General features: G+C 39.9%; 20 protein-coding genes and 1 pseudogene. 18 read left to right on the top strand and 3 right to left on the bottom strand.

The window, feature by feature from the left end:
* Nucleotides 1-44 precede the first annotated feature (44 nt).
* A complete protein-coding gene (locus tag I2484_RS07520) occupies nucleotides 45-458 on the top strand; it encodes a pyridoxamine 5'-phosphate oxidase family protein (RefSeq protein ID WP_207150423.1) in 414 nt (137 codons plus the stop codon).
* A gap of 16 nt (nucleotides 459-474) precedes the next feature.
* Here I2484_RS07520 and I2484_RS07515 read toward each other — a convergent pair whose 3' ends face one another.
* Both I2484_RS07515 and I2484_RS07510 read right to left on the bottom strand, forming a co-directional pair.
* Nucleotides 475-1,413, bottom strand: a complete 939-nt coding sequence (locus I2484_RS07515) for a MerR family transcriptional regulator (RefSeq protein ID WP_207150422.1) — start codon at nucleotides 1,411-1,413, stop codon at nucleotides 475-477.
* 120 nt (nucleotides 1,414-1,533) lie between these two features.
* Nucleotides 1,534-2,532, bottom strand: coding sequence for an EAL domain-containing protein (locus tag I2484_RS07510; RefSeq protein WP_207150421.1), 999 nt, complete (start codon nucleotides 2,530-2,532; stop codon nucleotides 1,534-1,536).
* Between the two features lie 379 nt (nucleotides 2,533-2,911).
* Here I2484_RS07510 and I2484_RS07505 point away from each other — a divergent pair.
* The 7 genes and pseudogenes from I2484_RS07505 to I2484_RS07475 form a co-directional block, all read left to right on the top strand.
* Nucleotides 2,912-2,992, top strand: a pseudogene (locus I2484_RS07505) (methyl-accepting chemotaxis protein); the annotation flags it as partial.
* Between the two features lie 63 nt (nucleotides 2,993-3,055).
* Entirely contained in the window at nucleotides 3,056-3,289 is a 234-nt protein-coding gene (locus I2484_RS07500; RefSeq protein ID WP_207150420.1) for a hypothetical protein, read from the top strand.
* A gap of 29 nt (nucleotides 3,290-3,318) precedes the next feature.
* Nucleotides 3,319-4,386 carry an ABC transporter permease gene (locus I2484_RS07495; protein ID WP_207150419.1) on the top strand — a complete coding sequence of 356 codons (1,068 nt, stop codon included), beginning with the start codon at nucleotides 3,319-3,321 and terminating at the stop codon, nucleotides 4,384-4,386.
* A 3-nt stretch (nucleotides 4,387-4,389) separates the two neighbouring features.
* Nucleotides 4,390-5,061: an ABC transporter ATP-binding protein gene (locus I2484_RS07490; RefSeq protein WP_207150418.1), complete on the top strand. Its 672-nt coding sequence runs from the start codon at nucleotides 4,390-4,392 to the stop codon at nucleotides 5,059-5,061.
* Nucleotides 5,062-5,313: 252 nt separating this feature from the next.
* A complete protein-coding gene (locus tag I2484_RS07485; protein ID WP_207150417.1) occupies nucleotides 5,314-7,101 on the top strand; it encodes a DAK2 domain-containing protein in 1,788 nt (595 codons plus the stop codon).
* 14 nt (nucleotides 7,102-7,115) lie between these two features.
* Nucleotides 7,116-7,895: a DUF1295 domain-containing protein gene (locus I2484_RS07480; RefSeq protein WP_207150416.1), complete on the top strand. Its 780-nt coding sequence runs from the start codon at nucleotides 7,116-7,118 to the stop codon at nucleotides 7,893-7,895.
* 43 nt (nucleotides 7,896-7,938) lie between these two features.
* Nucleotides 7,939-9,381, top strand: a complete 1,443-nt coding sequence (locus I2484_RS07475; RefSeq protein WP_207150415.1) for a cryptochrome/photolyase family protein — start codon at nucleotides 7,939-7,941, stop codon at nucleotides 9,379-9,381.
* A gap of 278 nt (nucleotides 9,382-9,659) precedes the next feature.
* Here the strand turns inward: I2484_RS07475 and I2484_RS07470 are convergent, their stop codons facing one another.
* Entirely contained in the window at nucleotides 9,660-10,166 is a 507-nt protein-coding gene (locus tag I2484_RS07470; RefSeq protein WP_207150414.1) for a YehS family protein, read from the bottom strand.
* Between the two features lie 309 nt (nucleotides 10,167-10,475).
* Between I2484_RS07470 and I2484_RS07465 the strand changes: the two genes are divergently transcribed.
* From I2484_RS07465 to chrA, 10 genes are all read left to right on the top strand, one after another.
* Complete coding sequence (locus tag I2484_RS07465; RefSeq protein WP_207150413.1) at nucleotides 10,476-12,032, top strand: ABC-F family ATP-binding cassette domain-containing protein; 1,557 nt, start codon at nucleotides 10,476-10,478, stop codon at nucleotides 12,030-12,032.
* A 356-nt stretch (nucleotides 12,033-12,388) separates the two neighbouring features.
* Nucleotides 12,389-13,495 (top strand): sugar ABC transporter substrate-binding protein, encoded by a 1,107-nt coding sequence (locus I2484_RS07460; RefSeq protein ID WP_207150412.1) that lies wholly within the window; start codon nucleotides 12,389-12,391, stop codon nucleotides 13,493-13,495.
* Nucleotides 13,496-13,585: 90 nt separating this feature from the next.
* Complete coding sequence (locus I2484_RS07455; protein ID WP_207150411.1) at nucleotides 13,586-15,106, top strand: sugar ABC transporter ATP-binding protein; 1,521 nt, start codon at nucleotides 13,586-13,588, stop codon at nucleotides 15,104-15,106.
* An 11-nt stretch (nucleotides 15,107-15,117) separates the two neighbouring features.
* Complete coding sequence (locus I2484_RS07450; RefSeq protein WP_207150410.1) at nucleotides 15,118-16,293, top strand: sugar ABC transporter permease; 1,176 nt, start codon at nucleotides 15,118-15,120, stop codon at nucleotides 16,291-16,293.
* Between the two features lie 128 nt (nucleotides 16,294-16,421).
* Nucleotides 16,422-17,402, top strand: a complete 981-nt coding sequence (locus I2484_RS07445; protein WP_207150409.1) for a substrate-binding domain-containing protein — start codon at nucleotides 16,422-16,424, stop codon at nucleotides 17,400-17,402.
* A complete protein-coding gene (locus I2484_RS07440; RefSeq protein WP_207150408.1) occupies nucleotides 17,399-18,859 on the top strand; it encodes a sensor histidine kinase in 1,461 nt (486 codons plus the stop codon). Before I2484_RS07445 ends, I2484_RS07440 begins: the two co-directional genes overlap by 4 nt.
* The gene (locus I2484_RS07435; protein WP_207150407.1) at nucleotides 18,837-20,384 is read left to right on the top strand and encodes a response regulator; all 1,548 of its coding nucleotides are present in this window, start codon (nucleotides 18,837-18,839) and stop codon (nucleotides 20,382-20,384) included. The genes I2484_RS07440 and I2484_RS07435 overlap by 23 nt, the downstream gene beginning before the upstream one ends.
* A gap of 14 nt (nucleotides 20,385-20,398) precedes the next feature.
* Nucleotides 20,399-21,469, top strand: a complete 1,071-nt coding sequence (gene xylF, locus I2484_RS07430; RefSeq protein ID WP_207150406.1) for a D-xylose ABC transporter substrate-binding protein — start codon at nucleotides 20,399-20,401, stop codon at nucleotides 21,467-21,469.
* A gap of 499 nt (nucleotides 21,470-21,968) precedes the next feature.
* Nucleotides 21,969-22,148 (top strand): hypothetical protein, encoded by a 180-nt coding sequence (locus tag I2484_RS07425; protein ID WP_207150405.1) that lies wholly within the window; start codon nucleotides 21,969-21,971, stop codon nucleotides 22,146-22,148.
* Nucleotides 22,149-22,260: 112 nt separating this feature from the next.
* On the top strand, nucleotides 22,261-23,457 hold the full coding sequence (chrA, locus tag I2484_RS07420; RefSeq protein ID WP_207150404.1) for a chromate efflux transporter: 1,197 nt from the start codon (nucleotides 22,261-22,263) through the stop codon (nucleotides 23,455-23,457).
* Nucleotides 23,458-23,780 lie beyond the last annotated feature (323 nt).

Here is a 23,780-nt window from a genome sequence, read left to right as displayed (position 1 = left end):
AGAGAGGTAAACTACATCAAGGTTAAAAAAGGGAGTCGATACTGATGAATGAAAAAAAAGCAGCACTGAAAATCCTGAAAGAGAGCTTTGTTGGAACGATGGCAACAGTTCAACAAAACAAGCCACACACACGCTATATGACGTTTTTCAGTGATGAATTTACGCTTTACACTGCGACATCAAAACAAACACAGAAGGTGGATGAACTTGAAGAAAATCCGCATACTCATATTTTAATCGGGTATGAAGGTAAGGGTATGGGTGACGAATATCTTGAAATAGAAGGTACTGTCAGTATTTCTGACGATGAAAGCATAAAAGAGAAAGTATGGAATAAGCATATGAAACCATGGTTCAGTGGTCCTGAGGATCCCGATCTAGTGATTTTGAAAATTTCAGCTGATACAATTCGTTTGATGAATAAAAAAGGAGAGGAACCAATAGAGATTACTCCGTGAGTAAAGGGTACCAGCATTAGTAGCTGGACCCTTTTTTTACGGTTTTATTAGCGCGTAAGGTTTCTTCAATTGAACTGGTAACATGGATTGCCTGAAGTGTTTTGTTCTTTGCGTAGAGGAGTGCACCTGTGCCGCCTAGGTAAAAATCAATTTGTTTATTTGCAGCCGCGAACTGATCTAACTTCTTCAATAAGTCCGGATCATTTTCAAAAGGGGTCATTGTAGTTGCAGAAAGCAGTACTTTTGCCGGCTTCAATTTTTCTACTATTGATTCTATGGAGCCAGGAGCAGGAGAGGCACCTACCAATATTGTTTTCCAGCCTTTCACCATAAATTGCAATAAGAGTATGTGCAAAGGGATTTCATGACGCTCATAGGGGAGGCAAGCTCCTACGACTAAAGGAGCATCCTCACGGCATTGGTAGTTACGACGAATTTGCACTAAAAAGTCTCGAACGACAAGGCTTGAGACTGCCTCTTGGTACTCGCTCCATTCTTTCCTGTTCCATTTGTTCCCGACCTCATTTAAAAATGGAACGATAACGGATGACAAAAAGTCTGCTAATCCGAATGAGTGATAAGCCTGTTGCAATACTAGACTTAATTCCAATTCATCACAATGGGATCCTTTTTCGAGCAGTTGAAAGACATAATCATCTAGCACTTCTTGATGTTGAATGGACTGGGAAGTATCTTGAACACCATCTAACAATGTGCTTCTTTCTTTTGTAAGCTCCACAGCACGCTTAACGGCATGTCCTTGCCCGGAAAGAGTCTTCACGCTTAACAGGGAGTTGATATCTACTTGACTATATATACGATAGCCGTTTTCTAATCGTTTGGGTTGTACAAGATTATAACGTTCTTCCCATTTGCGGATGACTTGTTTCGATAAACCTGTCATGTCTGAAACTTGTTGAATAAAATACATTCCAATTAAGTTTGATGGGGTCATTATGTTGATTACATCCTTTCGACAAACTATGAGTCCTTGTGTAAGTATAAGGATTTTTGGCATGTTGTACAACGTTGGATTATTAACGTTATACAATGGAGGGTTCCACCGCGCATTAATCTACATCTTAGCTAGGACTGCAGGTATTGCACCGGGCTTTCCAAACAGATAGCCTTGGAATAATTCGTATCCAACTTCTTTCAACCATTCGAAGTCTTCCCACTTTTCCACTCCTTCAGCAAGTGGGATTGCACCAACTTGTAAGGCGGCCGTTAAAAACTTTTGGGCAGCTGCCTGTTTAGTAAGGTCATTAGAAACACCTTGTACAAATTTCATATCTAGCTTCATATAATTAGGCATTAATTGTTCAATCACTTCAATTGTACTAAAGCCTTCTCCTACATCATCCAGTGCATAATGTAAGCCTCTATCTCTGTAATATGTCAATATTTTTTTCAAATGCTCTATATCACCTACGTTCTCCGTCTCAACTACTTCAAATACTAATTGGGAAAAGGGGATACCCAACTGAGTTGCAAGTTGCACTGTTGTTCTTAGACAATGTTCTGGCGAGTAGATTGAAGTTGGGATGAAGTTTATGAACACTTTCTTCTGAATTGCGGCGGCGTTTCTAACGGCAGACATTCTGCAAACGCGATCTAGCGCGAAGGTACGGTTTCGTTTTTTCGCAGCTTTAAATACTTCATTTGGAGCCACAGAATTTCCGTCAATATCCTGGAATCGAGCCAACATTTCATAAGCAAAGACTTCTTGTTTCCTCGTAACAATTGGCTGGATGTGAAATGTAATGTTGTTCTTGAGTATGAGCTGGTCAATCCACTTTATTTCTAGTAATTCAATTACTTCATTGATCGGTTTCCATTCACTGCCATCCAATTTGAAATAAATAGACTGTATTTCCATTAAGTCACTGAAATAATCATATAGCCCTGCAACTGCAGCTTCTCTTACAACAATAATGTTTTCATGCATGTTGACCAGTAAGCCGTTAGATTTAAGATAGGACTGAAGTTGAGGAAGATGTGATAAATTACTTTCACCCGAAATAAGGATTTTATAAAAAAGTTCTGTTGGATTACATGAAGTGCATTTGTGCATTGAATTTCCTCCTAATCTATATTTGGAACTATCTAAACTTAGTGTATACCAATTCTTGTTATGTGTATAACGTTTTGTTGTATTTGTTATACAAAGGTTTGACACGAACTTATTACTCTGTTAATAATAGAGTTAAGAAATAGAATATATTTGAAAAGTAACGAACGGGGGAATCACTTTTGAATCGATTAATTAAATGGGTGAAAAATAATGTTGAAGAATCGCAGAAACCTGAACTAGTTAAACAACCTCAATCAATACCAAAGATAGACTAGGAGACATATCCAAAGTTAAAAAAGCAGAAGGAGTAAATAGGGTTTACAGTGCAAGACATGGTGGTTCAATTGGCCAGGATCTTGCATCCTTAACAGAAGAGACAATCGAAGCTGCACGTGCAGGAGAATCTGGAAAAGGATTTGCAGTAGTTGCGCAGGAGGTACGTAAGTTAGCTGAGCAATCTAGATAGTCTGTGGAGCAGATCACCAGGTTTGTACAAATCTCCACTGGATTTACTAATTAGGCAGTGAATACAATTACAGAAGTCAAAGAAAGTGTAGCCCTCGGGCTAGACGGATCCATCAAAACACAGTCAAAGTTCAAGAAAACCCTTCACTTAATTGAAGAGAATAATCATCATATTAATCAAGTAGAAGTAGATGTGACTGAACCAGTCCAGGTAATTAAAGCAATTGGAGATGATACAATTAAAGTAGCAACTACAGCAGAGAGTCTTCATCAAACTGCATTGCAATTATAAGTCAAAAAACTAGATAAGGATGTGAAAAAATGTTTTTAGCTTTAAATGAAATCAAGAAAAATAAATTACGTTTTACGTTAATCATTGGTGTGTTAATGCTCGTATCTTATTTAGTGTTTTTTCTGTCTGGTCTCGCAACAGGCTTGGAAAATCTGAACCGAGAATCAGTTGATAAATGGAAAGCAACAGCTATCATTTTGACAGAGGAATCGGATAAGAGCATGTACCAGTCATCACTAGCAATTGAAGATGTAAATGAAATCGATGCCGAAGAAATTGCCGTAATCGGTCAAATAAATGCTGTCGCCGGCAATGGTGATTCAAAGACGAACGTATCCATTTTCGGGATAAACAAAGATGAATTCATCATGCCGAAAGTGACGGAAGGCGAGGTTTTTGTTGATGACAATGAAGTCATCGCCAGTGATGCATTAAAAGAGGATGGATTTAAAGTAGGCGATGAATTGCATTTATCTTCATCTGGCGAAGTTTTAAAAATTGTAGGTTTTACAGACAATGCAAGGTTTAATGCAGCCCCGGTCTTGTATGGGGATTTAGCAACTTTCCATCGTGTGAAATTCGGTGAAGCAGCCGAAGCAAATAAAGAAAGCATAAATGGAATAGTCGTTCGTGCAGATGAACTAACAGCTATCACTAAGAATGATTCACTGGAATCAATTGAAATTGAAACATTCATACGGAATCTACCAGGGTACACGGAACAGAATTTGACATTAAACTTCATGATTTATTTCTTGTTTGGTATTTCAGCCGTCATTGTAGCAATCTTCCTTTACGTTTTGACCGTCCAGAAAATTAGCATGTTCGGCGTCATGAAAGCGCAAGGTATCTCGAATAGTTATCTGTCACGCTCAGTCATTGCACAAACATTCATATTAGCTGCAATAGGTGTGGCTGTAGGTTTCGTGTTGACCTTAATCACCGCTGCATTTTTACCTAGTGCGGTACCTGTAGCATTCGATCTTGTAACGATGCTCATCTACGGACTCGTTCTGATAGTAGTTGCGATATTGGGTGCGGTGTTCTCAGTTCTTACAATTGTTCGAATCGATCCATTGAAAGCAATAGGAGGGTAAAGGATGGCAGTTTTAGAATTAAAACAAGTGAAAAAGACATTTGGCAGTGGGCATAAAGAAATAGAAGCAATGAAGGTAACAGACTTCTCTGCAGACAGGGGTGAGCTGATAGCCATTATCGGTCCGTCTGGTTCGGGGAAAAGTACATTCCTTACGATTGTTGGGGGGCTTCTTACACCGACTTCAGGTGCAGTAATCATTAATGATAAGAATTTAGCGGATTTAAATGAGAAAGAACGTTCAAAAATAAGGCTAAAGGAAATTGGCTTCATTTTACAGGCCTCAAATCTTATTCCGTTCTTAACAGTCGCCAATCAGTTGAAACTATTGGACCAAGTGAAGAAAGATAATATGACAAAAAAACAACTTGAAGAGCTTTATGAGGACTTGGGTATTGGTGACTTACGAACTAAATATCCGGCTGATTTGTCTGGCGGTGAACGTCAGCGGGTGGCAATTGCCAAAGCATTATACAGTAATCCTTCCATTATTTTAGCTGATGAACCAACAGCATCTCTTGACTCAGATCGTGCCTATGAAGTAATGGAGCTACTTAAAAATGAAACGAAGAACAAAAACACCACGACCATTGTCGTCACACATGATATACGTCTGGTGGGCTATTGCGACAAGGTTTACAAAATGACGGACGGTGTACTTGTTCAAGAAAAATAAAGAAGTCTGGGTGCTTACCATGAGTTAAGGCGACCATTGAACGATAAAGTAAATAAACTGCATATGTTGAAAAAATGAATGCTTATATAAACTGAGCGAAGGCGCCTTGCAAGGGGGAGCCGAAGCCCTAAGACTAGTGGTGAAGATACTCGGCTTAGGGTGGGGGGCATCCCTTAGTGCCAAAGTGAATTCAGTGGGATTCTATATTTCAAATTATATAGTTAAATAATTTTGAAAATGTGGTGAGGGTAATTGAACAGTAAATACTTGGACAGTGAGAAGCTATATTATGCATTTGTCTCAGGCGCAAATATGATTATTAAACAAAAGAATGAGCTTAATAGGATAAATGTGTTTCCGGTAGCAGACAGTGATACAGGAACAAATTTAGCGTTTACGATGCAAACTATTATTGAAGAAACAAAAATGAAAGGCTCCGCGAAACAAACAATGGGCTCTATTGCAGATGCGGCATTAACGGGTGCGAGAGGAAATTCTGGAATTATATTCGCGCAGTTTATGAATGGACTTCACCTAGGATTGGACGATGAAAAGGAGATAACATTAACTAGTTTTTCTGAAGCAGTAGAATGTGCGGTAATCTATGCATACAAGTCAATCTCCAATCCGGTAGAAGGAACAATTATTTCGGTTATGAAAGATTGGAGTAACTCGCTTAATTTACTAAAAGATCGTGTTACCGACTTTACACAACTATTTACCATCTCGCTTGAAGCCGCCACGCAATCATTAAAATCCACGCCAGAGAAGCTTAGAGTATTAAGAGATGCTTCCGTGGTAGACGCTGGTGCAAAAGGATTTGTCTATTTTATTGAAGGTATAACCCATTACTTATTGGAAGTGGAGATTGAGGATACAGACTACATATCTGCGGATGTCGAGTATGAGGATAGTGGACTCCATTCGAACGAGAATACAGATCTAAGAAATAGGTATTGTACAGAGGCGCTTATAAAAGGCGAGCAGATAGATTTGGAAATGTTGAGAAATAATCTAGTAGATTTGGGAGAATCACTGATTGTCGCAGGCAGTCCGAACAAGGTCAAGGTTCATATCCATACGAATCATCCTGAGATACTGTTTGATAGACTAAGAGGTGTTGGAGTGATTATTCAACAAAAAGCAGATGATATGGTTAGACAATTTGAATCTGTTCATAGCAGGAAACATAAAATTGCGATTGTAACAGATTCCATTGCAGACTTGCCAAAAAACCTAATGGACAAGCACCAAATTCATATGATCCCTTTGAATCTTCTCGTAGGTGATAGTAGTTATTTAGACAAAATAACCATAAGTCCTACTTATTTATATGAAACAATGGATGATGCCAAAAATTATCCGACATCTTCACAACCTACTGTGAAAGCAGTAGAAAGTTATTTGAAATCTATAGTACCTTACTATGAATCAATCATTGTGATAACCGTATCAAAAAAAATGAGTGGAACATATGATACGGTTTTCAACGCAGCAAAAAAAATTGATAGCACTGGTGAAAAAATTGTGGTAATCGACTCGAAATTGAACTCCGGTGGACAAGGTCTTGTTGTTTTAAAGGCTGCTGAAGCGATTGAGAAAGACATAGAATTTACGAAAGTAATAAAGTTGATTTACGATACAATTGAGAAAACAAAAATATTTGTGAGTGTTGATACGTTGAAGTACATGGTTCGTTCAGGACGGGTTAAAAAGTATACAGGGCTTACTGCTAAAATTATGAATTTAAAACCTGTTGTATCCATCAATAATAAAGGCGATGGCATCATTATTGGTAAAGCACTAAGTGTGAAAGCCAATACAAAGAAAATGCAGGCTTTGGTACAGGAAATTGCCCGTACGAAAAAAATTGTCAGTTATTCTATCGTTCATGCAAATGCGATTGGTCGGGCGAATGAGTATGAACGGATTTTCACGCCTATTATGGGAAGAAAACCTGAGTACATCACTGAAATATCTTCAATTGTGGCTATGAATGCAGGTGTAGGCTGCGTAGCAATTGCATTGACTACAGATTAAAGGAGGTCCTTATGATGTCAGTTGTTTATGTGGGTACATTTTTTACGTTGTTACTCTTTTTCTTCTTTTTTTTCCTGATTGCACAAAAAAAGAAAAACAATGGTTTAGTCGATATTGCATGGGGACTGGGATTTGTCATAGCGGCGATTTACAGTTATTTTGCTGGAGGGTTCCAAACCGATCGCGCAACTCTTATAACGATTTTAACTATTCTTTGGGGAGTGCGTTTAGCTTTTTACTTATTCAAACGAAATTGGAATAAACCTGAGGATTATCGCTATGTAAATATGAGGAAAAGATGGGGCACTAATTATGTCTACATAAAAATATTCCTAAATGTGTACGTACTCCAGTTAGTATTGCTCTTTATCATTGCGCAACCTATTTTACTGACAAATGTATCGTCTACTAAAGGTCTAGGAATACTAGATTATATTGGATTAACAATTTGGATAATCGGCTATTTTTTTGAAGTCGTAGGAGATAATCAGCTGAAAAGCTTCATTAAAAAACCAGGAAATAAAGGGAAACTAATGAAGTCTGGTTTATGGAAGTATACACGTCATCCCAATTATTTTGGAGAAGCAACCATGTGGTGGGGGATATTTCTAATCGCTTTATCTTCACCTAATGGATGGATAGGAATAATAAGTCCAATCATCATTACGTTGCTTCTGTTATTTGTATCAGGAGTACCTTTACTCGAAAAGAAATATAAGAATCATCCTGAATTCGCTGACTATGCAATGCGAACAAGTAAATTTGTACCCTTACCTCCAAAGAATATTAAGTAAATGGGGCATACTACTAGTAGCTGATATGAAGGATGAGATGTAATTGAAAAAAATAATCGTATGGTTCAGAAAAGATTTACGAGTGCATGACAACCCAGTGCTGTGGGAAGCAGCCCAGCAAGGAATTATTATTCCAGTTTTTATCTGGTCAGAAGAAGAAGAAGAGGGCGAAAACACAACGAGCGCAGCGGGAAAATGGTGGCTTCATCATTCATTAATAGCCTTGAAAAAAAAGCTTGAATCGATGGGCTTATCCCTCGTTTTCAGACGGGGCAACAGTTTAAAAGAGCTTTCTTTACTTTGTAAACAAACAAAAGCAGACGCAGTCTTTTTTGGTGAAAGATATGAGCCTTCCATAATAAGAAGGGATAGTACGATTACTAAAAACCTACTTTTTAATGGCATGGAAGTTCGTTCATTTTCCTCAAATCTACTCTTTACACCTAGTGATTTACTGAATCAAAAGAATGAACCTTATAAGGTATTTACGGCGTTTTGGAAAAGAACGATGCGTGAGTCTGTCAATCGTCCACTTCCGATACCAGTTGATATTGTTCGGTGCGACCAAGTTCTTCCATCTCTGCGGGTGGAAGAACTTGGTTTGTTGTCAGCGAATCGCTGGGAAGAAAAGTTCCATACTCACTGGGAGCCGGGTGAAAAGGGTGCCATTACGAGTTGGGAACAATTTACCGACGAAGGTCTCAGCCGATACGTTGAGGGACGTGATATCCCCTCAGCCAATTCAGTTTCATTATTGTCTCCCCATTTAGCCTGGGGAGATATTAGTGTTAGGGCAATTTGGCATTCAGCTAAGGGAATGAATGAAGTGGAATCGGAAGAATATATGCATTCATCCATCAATGCCTTTTTGAGGCAACTAATATGGCGTGAGTTCGCTTATCACCAGCTTATTCATTTCCCTACAATGCTACATGCACCTTTGCGTGAAAAGTTTAAAGCATTTCCGTGGCAGGGATCGGATAAAGAATATGCAAAATGGCAAAAAGGCTTGACGGGTTATCCTCTTGTCGATGCAGGCATGCGGGAATTATGGGAAACAGGTACCATCCACAATCGGGTACGCATGGTTGTCGCTTCATTCTTAGTCAAACACTTACTCATTTCTTGGGTCGACGGATCCTATTGGTTTAAAGAAACACTTGTTGATTTTGATGCGGCTAGCAATGCTATTGGCTGGCAATGGGTGGCTGGCTCAGGAATCGATGCTGCGCCGTACTTCCGGATATTCAATCCGATTCTACAAAGTCAAAAGTTTGATCCGGACGGCCTATACATCCGGAAATGGGTTCCTGAACTTGCTGAAATCCCATCAAAGTATATTCATGAACCCTGGAAAGCACCCATAAATTTACTACATGAATCCGGCATCGTACTTGGAAAGACGTATCCGTACCCTATCATTGATCATTCTCTTGCCAGAATCCGTGCGTTAGAAGCATATGCACAAGTCAAGAATAAATCATGAAAATGGACCGTTTTCTTGTAGCTATCCAAATATAAAAAATAACACCATGCAAATCTGAGTGGTGTTATTTTTAATGTCAATTCTATTCTATTCGTAAGTAAAACATCAATAAGCTGTGTAGCCAGTGCTGTTAGAAAAGGGTTTGTAAGTTCATTAATAGTTGGTCCAGTTGAAGTGCAATCCAATCCAACTTAAACAAAATCCGGTTTATGAACTGCACCCCCAATTATTAGCCACAACTAATAATCGGGGGTGCAGTTTTCTATGCGGACGGTCGCTTATACCCTATATCTTATGGCTAATCCTTTTAAGAAATTTCTAGCGTATCTATCGAGGCACTCTTTATAATTCTTGTGTCCTTCTTTTCTTAATACAGCGCCTAATTCACCTTTTGTTATAGTGATTCCCGCTTCTTCTAATATTTCAAGCATATCGTCACTTGTCAATTCCAGTGCTATTTTCACTTTTTTTAGAAGGATATTATTAACACTTTCAAAATTCTTTATAGACAGTGCAGGTTTTTCGGCTTGTCCCGGTTTTGGATCTTGTTGCCCTCTTTTAAAAATAATAAAGCCATTTAAAAATGAATCTAACATACTATTACTACATTTTAGAGCCCCTTCATTTTCAGCTTCATTATGGTAATTATCATCTGATTTTATGAGCAACATTGACACTTCTTCTTTCGTTACTTCAACGCCGCCAAATTTAAATATCTCTACCATAATCGTGTCTTTTATATCTAGAGCATATCTTAATCTAATTAATATATCATTATTATTCATCTAAAAAACCTCCTGTAAAATTCCCGCAATTACACAACAGCTTTATCATTTCTAACGAAGAAAAAGGCAATTGAATTTAACTTAATAATAGCACATAAAAGTAGTTTAACCTTTTTTTTGTTATATCAGACTTTGGAAAAAGACGAATTCCTGTCTTCATGAAAGATGTAGAATAAGGGGAGTGTAAAATCGTGCCTTTCCTCATCAATGAAATCCCTATATAATATAGTAGAAACTTCAATGCTGGTACCGGCTGCGGACAGCGTTATTAGAAGAAATTATTATTAGTGAAGGAACAGGTGTATACATATGAGTTTATTGACTGTAGCAAATTTAAGCCATGGCTTCGGGGATCGCGCGATTTTCGAAGACGTCTCTTTTCGTTTATTGCAAGGTGAGCATATCGGGTTAATCGGTGCCAATGGCGAAGGAAAGTCAACGTTCATGAACATCATTACCCGCAAGCTAGAGCCAGACGCGGGGACGGTAAGTTGGGCGAAGAGGGTGCGGGTCGGGTATTTGGATCAGCATGTTGCGTTGAAACAAGGCATGAGTATTCGCGATGTGCTGCGGACCGCCTTCCAATATCTTTATGACCAGGAGACGGAAATGAACGCGCTCTTTGCCAAGATGGCTGAGGTCGATGCAGATGAACTGGAGGTCCTTCTTGAGGAGACGGGTCAGATGCAGGAAGAACTGACGAACAATGATTTTTATATCGTCGATTCCAAAGTTGATGAAGTAGCGAATGGACTGGGATTGACTGAATTTGGTCTGGATCGGGACGTTCATGATCTGAGCGGTGGTCAGCGGACAAAGGTGTTGCTTGGTAAGTTATTACTGGAAAAACCCGACATTCTCCTCCTTGATGAGCCGACTAACTATTTGGATATTGAGCATATTGACTGGCTACGTAATTATTTGCAGAACTATGCGAATGCGTTCATTTTGATATCCCATGATCTCCCGTTCATGAATAGCGTTATTCAGCTTATCTACCATATGGAAAATCAGCAGATCGGTCGATATACTGGAGATTATGATGAGTTTTTGCGCGTGCATGAGATGAAGAAACAACAGGTGGAGGCCGCCTACAAGAAGCAACAGAAGGAAATTTCAAACCTTAAAGACTTCGTAGCACGCAACAAAGCGAATGCGGCAACGAGTAAAATGGCCATGTCCAGACAGAAGAAACTAGACAAGATGGATGTCATCGAATTAGATGCCGAAAAACCGAAGCCGCAATTCTCATTTAAACAGGCACGGACGCCTGGGAAATATCTGTTCGAAACAAAGGAACTCGTGATTGGCTATGAAGAACCGTTGTCAGAGGCCTTGGATCTAACGATGGAACGCGGGCAGAAAATCGCTTTGTCAGGTGCAAATGGTATTGGAAAGACGACTCTTTTAAAAAGTCTTCTCGGAGAAATTCCTGCACTTGCCGGTTCTGTTACTCGTGGTGACCATCTGGAAATCGGGTACTTCGAACAGGAAGCCAAGTCGGAAAACAACAATACTTGTCTTGAAGAAGTATGGGAAGCTTTCCCGCAATTTACACAATACGAAGTACGTGCGGCCCTTGCACGATGTGGATTAACGACCAAACATATTGAGAGTAAGGTGAAAGTGCTAAGTGGTGGAGAAAAGGCGAAAGTACGTCTTTGTAAATTAATCAACAGTGAAACGAATTTGCTCGTCCTTGATGAACCGACAAATCACCTTGATAGAGACTCGAAAGAGGAATTGAAACGTGCCTTAAAGGAATACAAAGGCAGTGTGCTGCTAATTTCGCATGAACCTGATTTTTATGAAGGGTTTGTAACAGATGTTTGGAATGGCGAAAATTGGACGACTAAGATGTTTTGATTGACTTGAATCAAGGTGCCTTTGTTTCTGATACAGATACCTTAATTTAATTCGAAAAAGAAAATGCAACGAACAAAAATCTCTCATCAATTTGCGAATTGGTGGGAGATTTTTGTTTGGCTATTTTTTATGGCTCTTCCACTTCTACCGAAAAACTAGTACTTGTCGCAAGCTAACAACAATCTGCGCAACCGAATCGATTCCTTTTCCTTGCCGAAAATCACCACTCTTCTCGGAAAGCTGAAAAAGTATAGTAAATGTTAATAAATTGCTATTGTTAGCGCTTTCATATTGAATTTTCAGAGTTTATGATTAAGTAGTAAATCGTTTTTATTCAAAAAGAGAGGGGTAAAAAAATGATTAAGAAATTCAAGGGGTTAACATTTTTAGGGATTTTGTTGGTGTTCGTACTCGTAGCTGCTGGATGTAACAATGATGGAGGTAGTTCGGTTGATGTAGGAATAGTGTTGCCGACGAAGGATGAACCTCGATGGGTACAGGATGAGCAACGTTTTAAAGATGCATTAGCAGATTCAGATTATTCGACGGAAATTCTATTTAGTCAAGGGTCTTCAGCGAAAGAGAAAGAAAACGTAGAGGCATTATTAAATAAAGGCATCAAGGTATTAATTATTACTCCTCATGATGGTGCAGCTGCTGCATCTGCGGTCGAAGCGGCTAAAAAAGAGGGCGTAACTGTTATTGCATATGACCGTTTAATTACAGATACAGATGCAGTGGATTATTATGTAACATTCGATAGTTTAGCAGTAGGTGCTGCACAAGCACAGTATTTAGTAGACAATGCACAGGGGTCTGACGTTCCGCTTTACCTATATGCAGGGGCAGCTTCAGATAACAACGCATTCTTATTCTTCGAAGGAGCTTGGAAAGTGCTTCAACCGAAAATTGCAGATGGTACCTTTAAAGTTGCCAACTCAAGTGAGGCAGAGGCATTAAAAGATTCATCGGATCTTTCGCGCGACCAATTAGGAAAAATTATTGGTCAAATTACAACGAACTGGGATGCTAACGAAGCGAAAAACAAAGCGCAAACACATTTAACAGCTGCGGGCGACGACCTAAAGGGTGATGTTGCAGTTCTAGCTCCGAATGATGGAACAGCTCGGTCAATTGCAGACGTATTTGCCTCTGACAGTGCAATTTCAAACTACTTTGTGACAGGACAAGATGCAGAGAAAGCATCTATCCAATACATCATCGACGAAAAACAATCGATGACGGTGTTTAAAGACGTTCGTGCATTAGTAAAAGATGCGATGGGAATGGCAGTTGAAATCTTAGATGGCAATACACCAGAAACAACAGGTTCTTATGATAATGGATCAATTGAGGTTAAAGCGAAACAAACGAACGTCATCGTGGTGAATAAAGACAACGTTAAATCCGAGCTAATTGATTCGGAATACTACGAGGCAAGTGAATTCACAGGCTTAAAGTAAAAGTGTCACATTGGAAAAGGAAAAGTAGTGATAGCGTAATCTATCACTACTTCTCCATTTCTATTTTGTTTGGGTTAGGGAGGCAATGGAATGAGTGACTATATTTTAGAAATGAATGACATATCTAAAGAGTTTCCGGGAGTCAAGGCCCTATCGAACGTGAATTTCAAGGTGAGAAAAGGAGAGATTCATTGTTTGGTCGGTGAGAATGGTGCAGGAAAATCGACGCTGATGAAGGTATTGAGTGGAGTCTATCCATATGGCACATACGATGGAGATATCGTTTTTGAAGATCAAGTTCAACAGTTCAAAGAGATTAGCGATAGTGTGAAGGCTGGTATTGGCATCATTTATCAAGAGTTGGCACTTTTTCCGGATTTAGCCGTCTATGAAAATATATTTGCGGGCAACGAAGTGAAGAAGGGTCCTTTCGTTGATTGGAATCAAACAATTGTTCAAGCTACGCAAATACTGAAAAAAGTAAAGTTGAAAGTGACACCGGAAACACTGATCAGGGAATTAAGTGTAGGAAAACAACAGCTCGTTGAAATTGCCAAAGCATTAAGTAAAGATGTCAATTTGCTAATTTTAGACGAGCCGACAGCAGCGTTAAATGAAGATGACAGTGAAAATCTATTAAAACTTCTAAAGGAACTAAAAAGCCAAGGAATTAGCTGCATTATGATCTCACATAAACTGAAAGAAGTTATCGAGATAGCTGATAAAGTAACGGTCTTACGGGACGGAAAGACGATTTGTACGCTAGATGCAAGTGAAGGGGAAGTAGCGGAAAATGTCATCATCAAAAACATGGTGGGACGTGAAATTGAGGACATTTATCCGAAACATCCAGATAAAAAAATCGGAGATACGGTCCTTAAATTGACTAATTGGTCGGCATATGACACGCAACTAGGAAGAAATGTTGTGAAAAACATCGATCTTCACGTTAAAAAAGGCGAAATTATTGGGATCGCCGGTCTGATGGGGTCCGGTCGTACAGAACTTGCCCTTAGCATTTTTGGGAATCCGAAAAACTATAAACTGCAAGGGAATCTGGAAATTCAAGGGGAACCAAAAGTGCTGAAGCATACAAGTGATGCGATTAAGGCCGGTATTGCGTATGTGACGGAGGATCGAAAAGGAGACGGCTTATTTTTATTACAGGATATTAAGAGCAATGTCTCGGCCGCACATCTGAAAGGGATTTCGAAGAAGGGGATTCTCAATTTAAATGAAGAAGTGAAGGTTGGTAAAGTGTACAAAGACTCGTTGTATATTAAAGCGAGTTCACTAGAGCAAATAGTTGGCAAATTAAGTGGCGGAAATCAGCAAAAAGTATCGCTCGGAAAATGGTTGTTTACTGGACCTAAGATTTTGATTTTAGATGAACCAACCAGAGGAATTGATGTTGGGGCGAAATTTGAAATTTATACGATTATGAATCAGTTGATTGACGAAGGTATGAGTATTATTATGATTTCCTCAGAGCTTGGTGAGGTACTAGGAATGAGTGACCGCATCTATGTTATGGCGAATGGCGCCATCAAAGGAGAATTGGCCAGGAAGGAAGCGACACAAGAAACGATCATGGAACTTGCGACGCAATAGGGGGGATAACGATGGAATTTTATAAAGAAACTAAAGCGCTCGTCAAAGCCAATATTCGAGATTACGGGATGTATATTGCGTTAATCGTTATTTTGTTAACATTTACGATTATGACGAACGGTTTGTTTATGTCTTCACGAAACATAAGTAACTTATTGGATTCAGCTGGTTATATTGCGGTTCTGGCAGTAGGGATGACTCTTGTCATCGTTATTCGCCATATTGACTTATCGGTTGGCTTTTTAGCAGGATTTTTAGGTGCAATTACAGCTATTTTCTTGACGCAAATGGGCATTTCAGTATGGATCACTATTCCGGTAATTTTACTATTAGGTGCCATCATTGGATTATTTAATGGGGTATTGGTTGCTAAAATTGGAATTCCATCATTTGTTGCTACGCTAGCAGGGATGTTGATTTTCCGCGGTGCGCTCCTTCAGGTCACAGAAAAAACGGGAACGATTATTGTTAGGGATGAACAATTCAACGCAATCGGGAATGGATTTATTCCATCGATTATGCAAATTAATGGCTTGCATCTACTGACGTTATTAGTAGGATTTGTCGGAGTTCTATTTTATATTTACAATGAAATCTCCAATCGTCGCAATAAGCTGACGTATGGCTTTGATGTAATGTCTAAAGGGATCTTTAGCATAAAACTTGTTTTAATATCAGCGATTATTGCTTATATTACTTGGATTTTAGCAGGTTATAACGGGTTTTCTTGGACGGTTATCATTATAATAATTGTTGTCCTAATTTATCACTTCTTAACGACTAAAACAGTACTCGGTCGTCACATTTATGCAGTAGGTAGTAATCCGGAGGCCGCGCATTTAAGTGGTATCAATGTACAAAAGATTACATATATCGTCTTCGGTTCCATGGGGATGCTCGCGGCGTTATCTGGAATTCTATTTACATCTCGACTACAGTCGGCAACGACCACAGCTGGAACTCTCTTTGAGCTTGATGCGATTGCAGCGGCATATGTAGGTGGGGTTTCTTCTGCTGGTGGTGTCGGTAAAGTAACGGGTGCTATTATCGGAGCCATCGTGATGGCCTCATTATCGAGTGGGATGAACTTACTTGGTGTAGGAATTTCCTATCAATACATGATTCGGGGTGGTGTTTTAGCTGGAGCAGTAATCTTTGACGTCATGACACGTAAGCAAAGAGCTTAAAAGAGAATAGCGGGATAATTAGACATCCTATTTGTAGGATGTCTAATGTCGTTTTGTAAGTCATTGTTAATTCCTTGACAGGTGATAAAATGAAAGAAACAAACAAGCTTTAGGGAAGGGTAAGGAATATGAGGAAAAAATTTGTGTTTATACTTATCGTACTCATTATGATTTTTAGCTATTTAACTATTGCGTCCGCAACTAAGGCGCTACGTTCAACTAGTGAAAGCCCTGCTAACCTTCCCTTTGTCTCGGACTCTATTCGACTCGTACTCATTACGCAAGAGCTTGATACTCCATTTTGGAATAAGGTCGGACAAGGGGCATTGAAGCAGGCACACGTAGAAAATGTTCAGCTTGAAGTGTGGGGAAGCTATGGAAACAACCAAGATGATTTTTTGAAGACAATGGAGGTTGCGATTCATTCGAAGGTGGATGGAATTATCGTACAAGGTCTAGATAACGAAGAATTTAAAGAACTGACAAAGGTTAAGGCAGCTTTTTATGGGATTCCTGTCATTACCGTCGCGAATGATGTGCCGGTGGAAGAGAGCTTGCGAAAAACATATGTTGGTTCGGATCAGTTTGGGGCAGGAGAAATGGTTGCTCGTCAATTGATAAAAGAAATGGGCACGACAGGACAAGTGATTATTCTTGGTGATCAAGAGCAAGCGTATTATCAAAAAGAACGTCTAGCTGGTATTGAGGATGTATTAAGTAGGTACCCAGACATTGAAATGATTATTAGAGGGACGGGAGATGCAAAGGAACAAGTAATGGCGACGACACAACAGTTGATGAATGAAATGCCGCAAGCTTCTGCATTTATAGCCATCAATGCAAATTATGCAGGGCCGATGATTCAAGAAATCGGAAGACGCACTCAAGTAGAACCGTATTATATTTATACCTTCGATGATGGGGTTGGGTCAACTGCCCTTTTAGAGCAAGGCAAGCTCGATGGGATTTTGGAGCAAAAGCCAGAAGAGATGGGCAGTGAAAGCGTGAAGCGGTTGATGCAGTGGATTTCAGAAGAGACCGTCCCGCTTGATTCAAATGGTTATCTCACCGAAACACGCATGGTTGAGGCGGAAGGTGAAGAACCATGATGACGATTCAAAAAAAAATATGGATACTCGTTTCCGTTGTGTTGCTGATCATGGGGATTATTTGGCTGGCGCTTACACACTATAATCAGAAGACCCAGGAACAATCCAATGATATTTTACAGCGCTATTTGCGGATGAATGAAGTGACAACTGCTAGCCAACACATAATTACCAATTTAAATAACTTTTTGCTCGAGCCAACAGCTAATCATAAGCAACGGGTAGAGAAAAGCATAGTCGTTATTGAAGCGGTGCAACAGGATGTAACAGAGCTGCGAAACGTGGAAAATGCATTTTCAGTAACTAATTATATTCATTTAATCGATAGCCTAATCGAGACGGTGAATCGCTCCGTTATGTTTTCAGAGAAGCACGAAATAGAAGGGTCGACCAATGAATTTAATGAAGCAAATCGCATTTCTATGTACATATCTGAAATGACCTTGACGATTTTAGACCGAGAGTTGAAGACCTCTAACCGGTTTTATCGAGGTATTATCAAGCAGTCTGAGGAGTTGAAAAAGCTAGGAATCTGGCTATTGCTTTTGATTACTGTCGTGTTACTTTTGGCTACTTACTGGTTTTCACTTAGTATCACGCGGCCGATTCATCAGCTTACGAAAGCTGCTAACGCATTGTCTCAAGGTCGTTTTAATCAACAGATTGAAGTGGAATCCAATGATGAGATTGCCTTTTTAGCACAGACATTTGATGAGATGCGGATAAATATTAATGATTTAATAGTAGAAATCCAACAAAAGGCTCAGCTCGAGCATGAGCTTCAGCAAAGTAAGTTGTTGTTGAAGGAGAGTCAATTTAGAAGCTTGCAGAACCAGATAAATCCACATTTTTTATTCAACACGTTGAACACATTGTCGAAAAAGGCGTATTTAGATGGTGCGGAGGAGACGAGCGACCTTATAGTTAGTGTAGCAGGCTTGTTACGCTATAATTTGAAGCGGATTGACCGCTCTGTGACGTTGTTTGAAGAAGTGGTTGTTTTGAATCAGTATATGGAAATCCAAAAGGCACGTTTTACGGACCGTTTACAATTTAAGTCTGACATCGACAAATCTTGCTTAGATGTGAAAATTCCGGGACTTACCCTTCAGCCCATTATTGAAAATGCGGTAATCCATGCTATTGAGCCAGAGCAGGATGGAGGCACCATTTGGTTCAGGATCAAGAGGGATGGTCCATGGGTCATCATTGAAATCGAGGATAGTGGACAAGGGATGTCCCGAGAGAAAATGGAGCAGCTGCTGAAGGGGCATATCGTACCAATCGAAGGACATTCTACAGGAATAGGCTTTCAAAATGTGGTGAAGAGATTGCATTTATTTTATGGTATAGAAGATTCGGTCACGATTGATAGTAGAGAAGGTCGTGGGACAAAGGTGGTCATACAAATTCCAATGGCAAGGGAAGAGGGAAATGATGAAGCTTCTTATCGTTGATGATGAACCGATTGAGCGAGAAGGGATGCAGGCAATCTTACAAAAGGCGTTCCCTGAACTTACCATTTATCAAGCGAGAAATGGGGAAGTAGCTATAGAATTAGCAAATACCATTCAACCAGATTTGGTCTTAATGGATATTAAGATGCCTGGTATGACAGGGCTTGAAGCCATAGAGAAGATTCAAGATGAGCATCCTGCTATCAAATATGTTATGGTGACTGCTTTTGATATGTTTGATTATGCGAGACAAGCGCTCAAGCTCGGCGTAAAGGATTACTTACTGAAACCTAGTAGAGCAAGTGAGATTGTTGCAACGGTGGGGAAAGTATTAGAGGAATGCAGGCTGGAGCGTATTGCAGAGGCTACAAACCAAGTGCAGCATGAAAAGTGGCAAAAGGCATTGACATTAGTGGAAACAGATATCGTGACACAGCTATTATTTGACCATGTCCATGAAGTCCATATTGATATGCTCGTTGAGATGCTAGATATTCGCTCTACTCATGAAAAATTTGTTGTAGTCGTGTTGTTGCCAGAGGGAGCAGAACACTATTATGTGCGGATCAAGGAAAAGGTGCGTCAAGCCGGAAATGCATGGGTAGGTGCGTTATATGGACGGCAACTCCCTATCATTGTGTTTCGAGATCAAGAGAAGTCCTTTCGTTCGCAAGCAACCACATTAGCCAAAGCAATTTTATCGTTAGCCAAAGAGCAAATGAGCTTAGGCTGGTTTATAGGGATTGGCCAAGTTTGCGAGCCATTAGAAGAGATTCGTCAGTCATACCAAGAAGCGCTTATCGCGACCATGGATACAACGCTAGCGGTCAAGAGTCGATTTTATGCAGACGCTCCAGCTCTTAGTTTAGAGACAGATAATCAGGTTATCAAGCGGCAGCAGAAAGACTTTTTTGACCAAATTCGTTTAGGGGACTGGGTATCCATTCGTTCTGGCATATTGGATTTAATCCAACAGCATGAGAATGAGGGGAATTCACTAATCTACACGCAACAGCGAATGCTTGAGTTGCTGTGGATTGCGAACCGAGTGATGGATGAAATGGGAATGGAAGCGAATGCACCGTTTTTTTCGTTTCAAGCACAGGACTACCGTCAATTACGGACGGAGACGCTCCTGCTACTCGAGAGAATGAATGCTATCTACGAGGCGCATTACGAACGAGTGGAGGCTGATAAGATACATCAAATTAAACAATTTATCAGTGAGCATTCACATAAAGATATTTCACTGAATATTCTCGCGAAAAAGGTTGATTTAAGCCCGATTTATATTAGTAAGATGTTCAAGGAGAAGTTGGGCATTAACTATATCGATTTTCTGACGGAGTGCCGAATTGAGAAAGCGAAGAAGCTTTTGAATGATCCAGAGCTAAGCCTAAAAGAAATTACGTTTGAGATCGGTTATCATGAGCCGAATTATTTCAGCAAGGTGTTCAAGAAAATGTGTGGGGTGTCCCCGAAAGAGTACCGAAAAACGTTATTGAGTAAAAAAGTCGAAGTCTGATAGGGGTGAAGTGGATGAAACGACAGGCTATAGTCGTATGGTTTTTGGGGATGACTTTGCTGCTAGTTGCTTGTATAGCTACGCCAAAGCAGACATTGGAACCCGTTAAGTCCGAAGAAATGATACCTCATAGTAAAATCGACAGCCCAATCCGTATTGGGTTTTCGATGGATACATTACTTGAAGAACGATGGTTGAGAGACCGTGATTTGTTTAAGGAAGCGGTCGAAGCACTAGGAGCAGAAATTGAAATTGTTGCCGCCAATGGAGATGATGCGCTTCAGATTTCACAGGCGGAGGCGCTCATTCAAAGCGGAATTGACCTCTTGGTAATCGTCCCACATAATGCTGAGGCAACAGCTGCGATTGTGCACAAGGCGCATCTTGCAGGTATCCAAGTAATTGCCTATGACAGACTCGTCAAAAATGCGGATCTCGATTTGTATGTGTCTTTTGATAATGAACAAGTGGGTGAAATGCAGGCGAAAGCCATCACTGCTCTCGTACCGAAGGGGAATTACGTCATTATTGGTGGTGCAATTACCGATAACAATGCACATTTATTGAAAAAAGGTGTGTTCACTGTACTGCGTCCATATATTGAACGAGGTGATATTAAGATTATCTACGATCAGTGGACGGAGGATTGGACTCCAGTGAATGCGCAAGCCAATATGGAAGAAGCTCTTCGGACAACGAACAAGCAGATCGATGCGGTGATAGCTGCAAATGATGCAACAGCAGGTGGCGCCATTCAAGCACTCGCTGCTGCAGGGCTTGCAGGTCAAGTGCCAGTTGCGGGACAGGATGCGGATTTGGCAGGAGTACAGCGAATTGTTACTGGAACACAAACGATGACAGTCTATAAGCCAATCAAGATGCTCACACAAGAAATGGCGAAATTAGCGGTTGCGATGGCAAAGGGGGAGAATGTGTCTGCTGAACAGAAAGTTAATAATGGGAAAATTGAAGTTCCTTCTGTGTTGCTAACGCCAATCGCTGTAAATGAATACAATCTAGATAATACGGTGATTTCCGATGGGTTTCATTCATTAAAAGATGTGTATCAACTAACACCGAAGTAAAAGGGGTAAGTGAGTTCTCAGATAAAACTCATGTCATATTAACTGATAAACGTCGCGCATGGAGTTTTTACTCCGGCGTGACGTTTATTTGTTGTCGCTATATTTTAGCCAAATGAATACCTATATGAACTGAGCGTAGGCGCCTTAATAGGGGATGCCTAAAGTGTCTTTGCTATACTTATCACTATATCGTCGGCACTTAAAAAATAGAATGTGCTTCCAACACCGCTTTGTCGCATGGTGATGGCCTCACGCAATAAGCCCGTCAGAAGATCACTGTCGGTCTCATTGCTTCGGCTCACACTTGTCGCTCCTTCGCTAGATTTGTTCGTTATAGGGATGAGGTTACCGCCAGTTAATTCTAAATAAGTAGTGCCGAATATATAGACAAACGAAATATCAAAAAAATGTTTCCTTTTTTGAAGTTGAGTGTCATCTGCATATCTTCCTCATATTTAATCTCTATACTTATTTACATAGGAAAGGGGCTGGTTCTCGGATGAACAAGGTCTCTATAAAGCTGGCTGCTTATTTTCTTATTTCGGTGCTAGTAATGGAAACGGTTCTCATGTTTTATCTCCATCAAGGTATTATTCATACAAGAGTCGATGAAGAATATTCGCGGTTATTGGCAAGTGGTTCCAATCATCGGGATGTAGGTGGAAAATATGTTAAGTAGATGTAAAGTTTCTTGATTACATCTTGAATATCTTAGTCGAGGTGGTACATTTACCTAGTCGGGAATTAATATTGAACTTTGAAATTATGGGGGGATCTGTATCGAGTCTGCAATGAAAAAAGTTAAATCAACAAATAGAGGATTAAAATCACTTTTAGAAATATTTTTAGTTTCAATACGACTTGGATTGACCTCTTTTGGCGGGCCAACAGCTCATTTGGGGTATTTTCATGAAGAATATGTACGAAGAAGAAAATGGATAGATGAAAAAAGTTATGCAGATTTGGTTGCATTGGCTCAGTTCCTACCCGGTCCAGCTAGTAGTCAGGTAGGTATTGGTATAGGTGTTATGCGGGCGGGCGTTTTGGGTGGGATTATTTCCTTTATAGGGTTCACAATGCCTTCAGTTATTGCACTTATTTTATTCGCCTTGTTGCTCACTGGGTTCGACGCCGGAAACGCTGGATGGATACATGGCTTGAAAATCGTTGCAGTGGCCGTAGTTGCGCATGCTATTATCGGAATGGCTAAAAATTTGACACCAGATTTAACAAGGAAATCCATTGCCCTTTTCGCGTTAATAGGTACTCTATTTTTGCAAACAGCTTTTGCTCAAGTAGGTGTCATTTTAATCGCTGCATTCGCGGGGTTCATTCTGTTCAAGCACCACGAAGGAAATGATGAAGAGAGTTCTCAATTTCCAATTGCTAAGAGTGTTTCAGTGATTTGTTTACTGCTATTTTTCGTTTTACTCTTTCTGCTACCCGTCATTAGGGAAGTAACTGGATCCTACTGGGTAGCTATGTTCGATAGTTTTTATCGCTCAGGTGCTTTAGTTTTTGGTGGCGGTCATGTCGTTTTACCTTTATTAGAACAGGAATTTGTACCAACTGGATGGATAAGCGAAGAATCATTTTTAGCTGGTTATGGTGCAACACAAGCAGTACCAGGTCCTTTATTTACATTTGCAGCTTATTTAGGAACGGTAATGAAGGGCTGGCAAGGTGGTTTAGTAGCTACGTTTGCAGTGTTTTTACCTGCATTCCTGCTTATTCTCGGCGCACTCCCTTTTTGGGATAGTTTAAGAAGCAATCCGAAGGTTAAAGGAGCAATCATGGGTGTGAATGCAGCGGTCATTGGAATATTAATATCTGCCTTTTATTTCCCTATTTGGACGAGTTCAATTATAGCGCCTGTTGATTTTGCTTTGGCTGCACTTTTGTTTAGTATGCTTACCTATTGGAAGCTTCCTCCTTGGATTATTGTGATTACAGGGGCTATCGGTGGTTCATTACTAACAATGTTGTGAGATAATTAAACGTCACGCATGGGGTTTTCCTCGGGCGTGACGTTTATTTATTTACTACTGTTTTTCGCCATATTATCATTTACGATCTGATTCGATAGACATTTAACGTGCAGATGGTGTACAATAAAACCTATAAAACTAAAAGTGGTTTTTTAGTTTTTTGAGAATGAGTACTAGCTATTAAGATACGCGACGGCTGTTTAAGTCGTATATATATTCGGCACTACTTATTTGGAACTAACTAGGTGTTGTATCTTGCCAGTATTACGGACAAATCGGTGTTGGAAGAACATTCTATTTGTTAAGTGTCGACTATACAGTCT

Origin of the sequence: Sporosarcina sp. E16_8 (assembly GCF_017347095.1) — a bacterium.
GTDB lineage: Bacteria > Bacillota > Bacilli > Bacillales_A > Planococcaceae > Sporosarcina.
The sequence above is the reverse complement of the archived record's forward strand: the minus strand, read 5'-3'. Positions and strand labels throughout refer to the sequence as shown.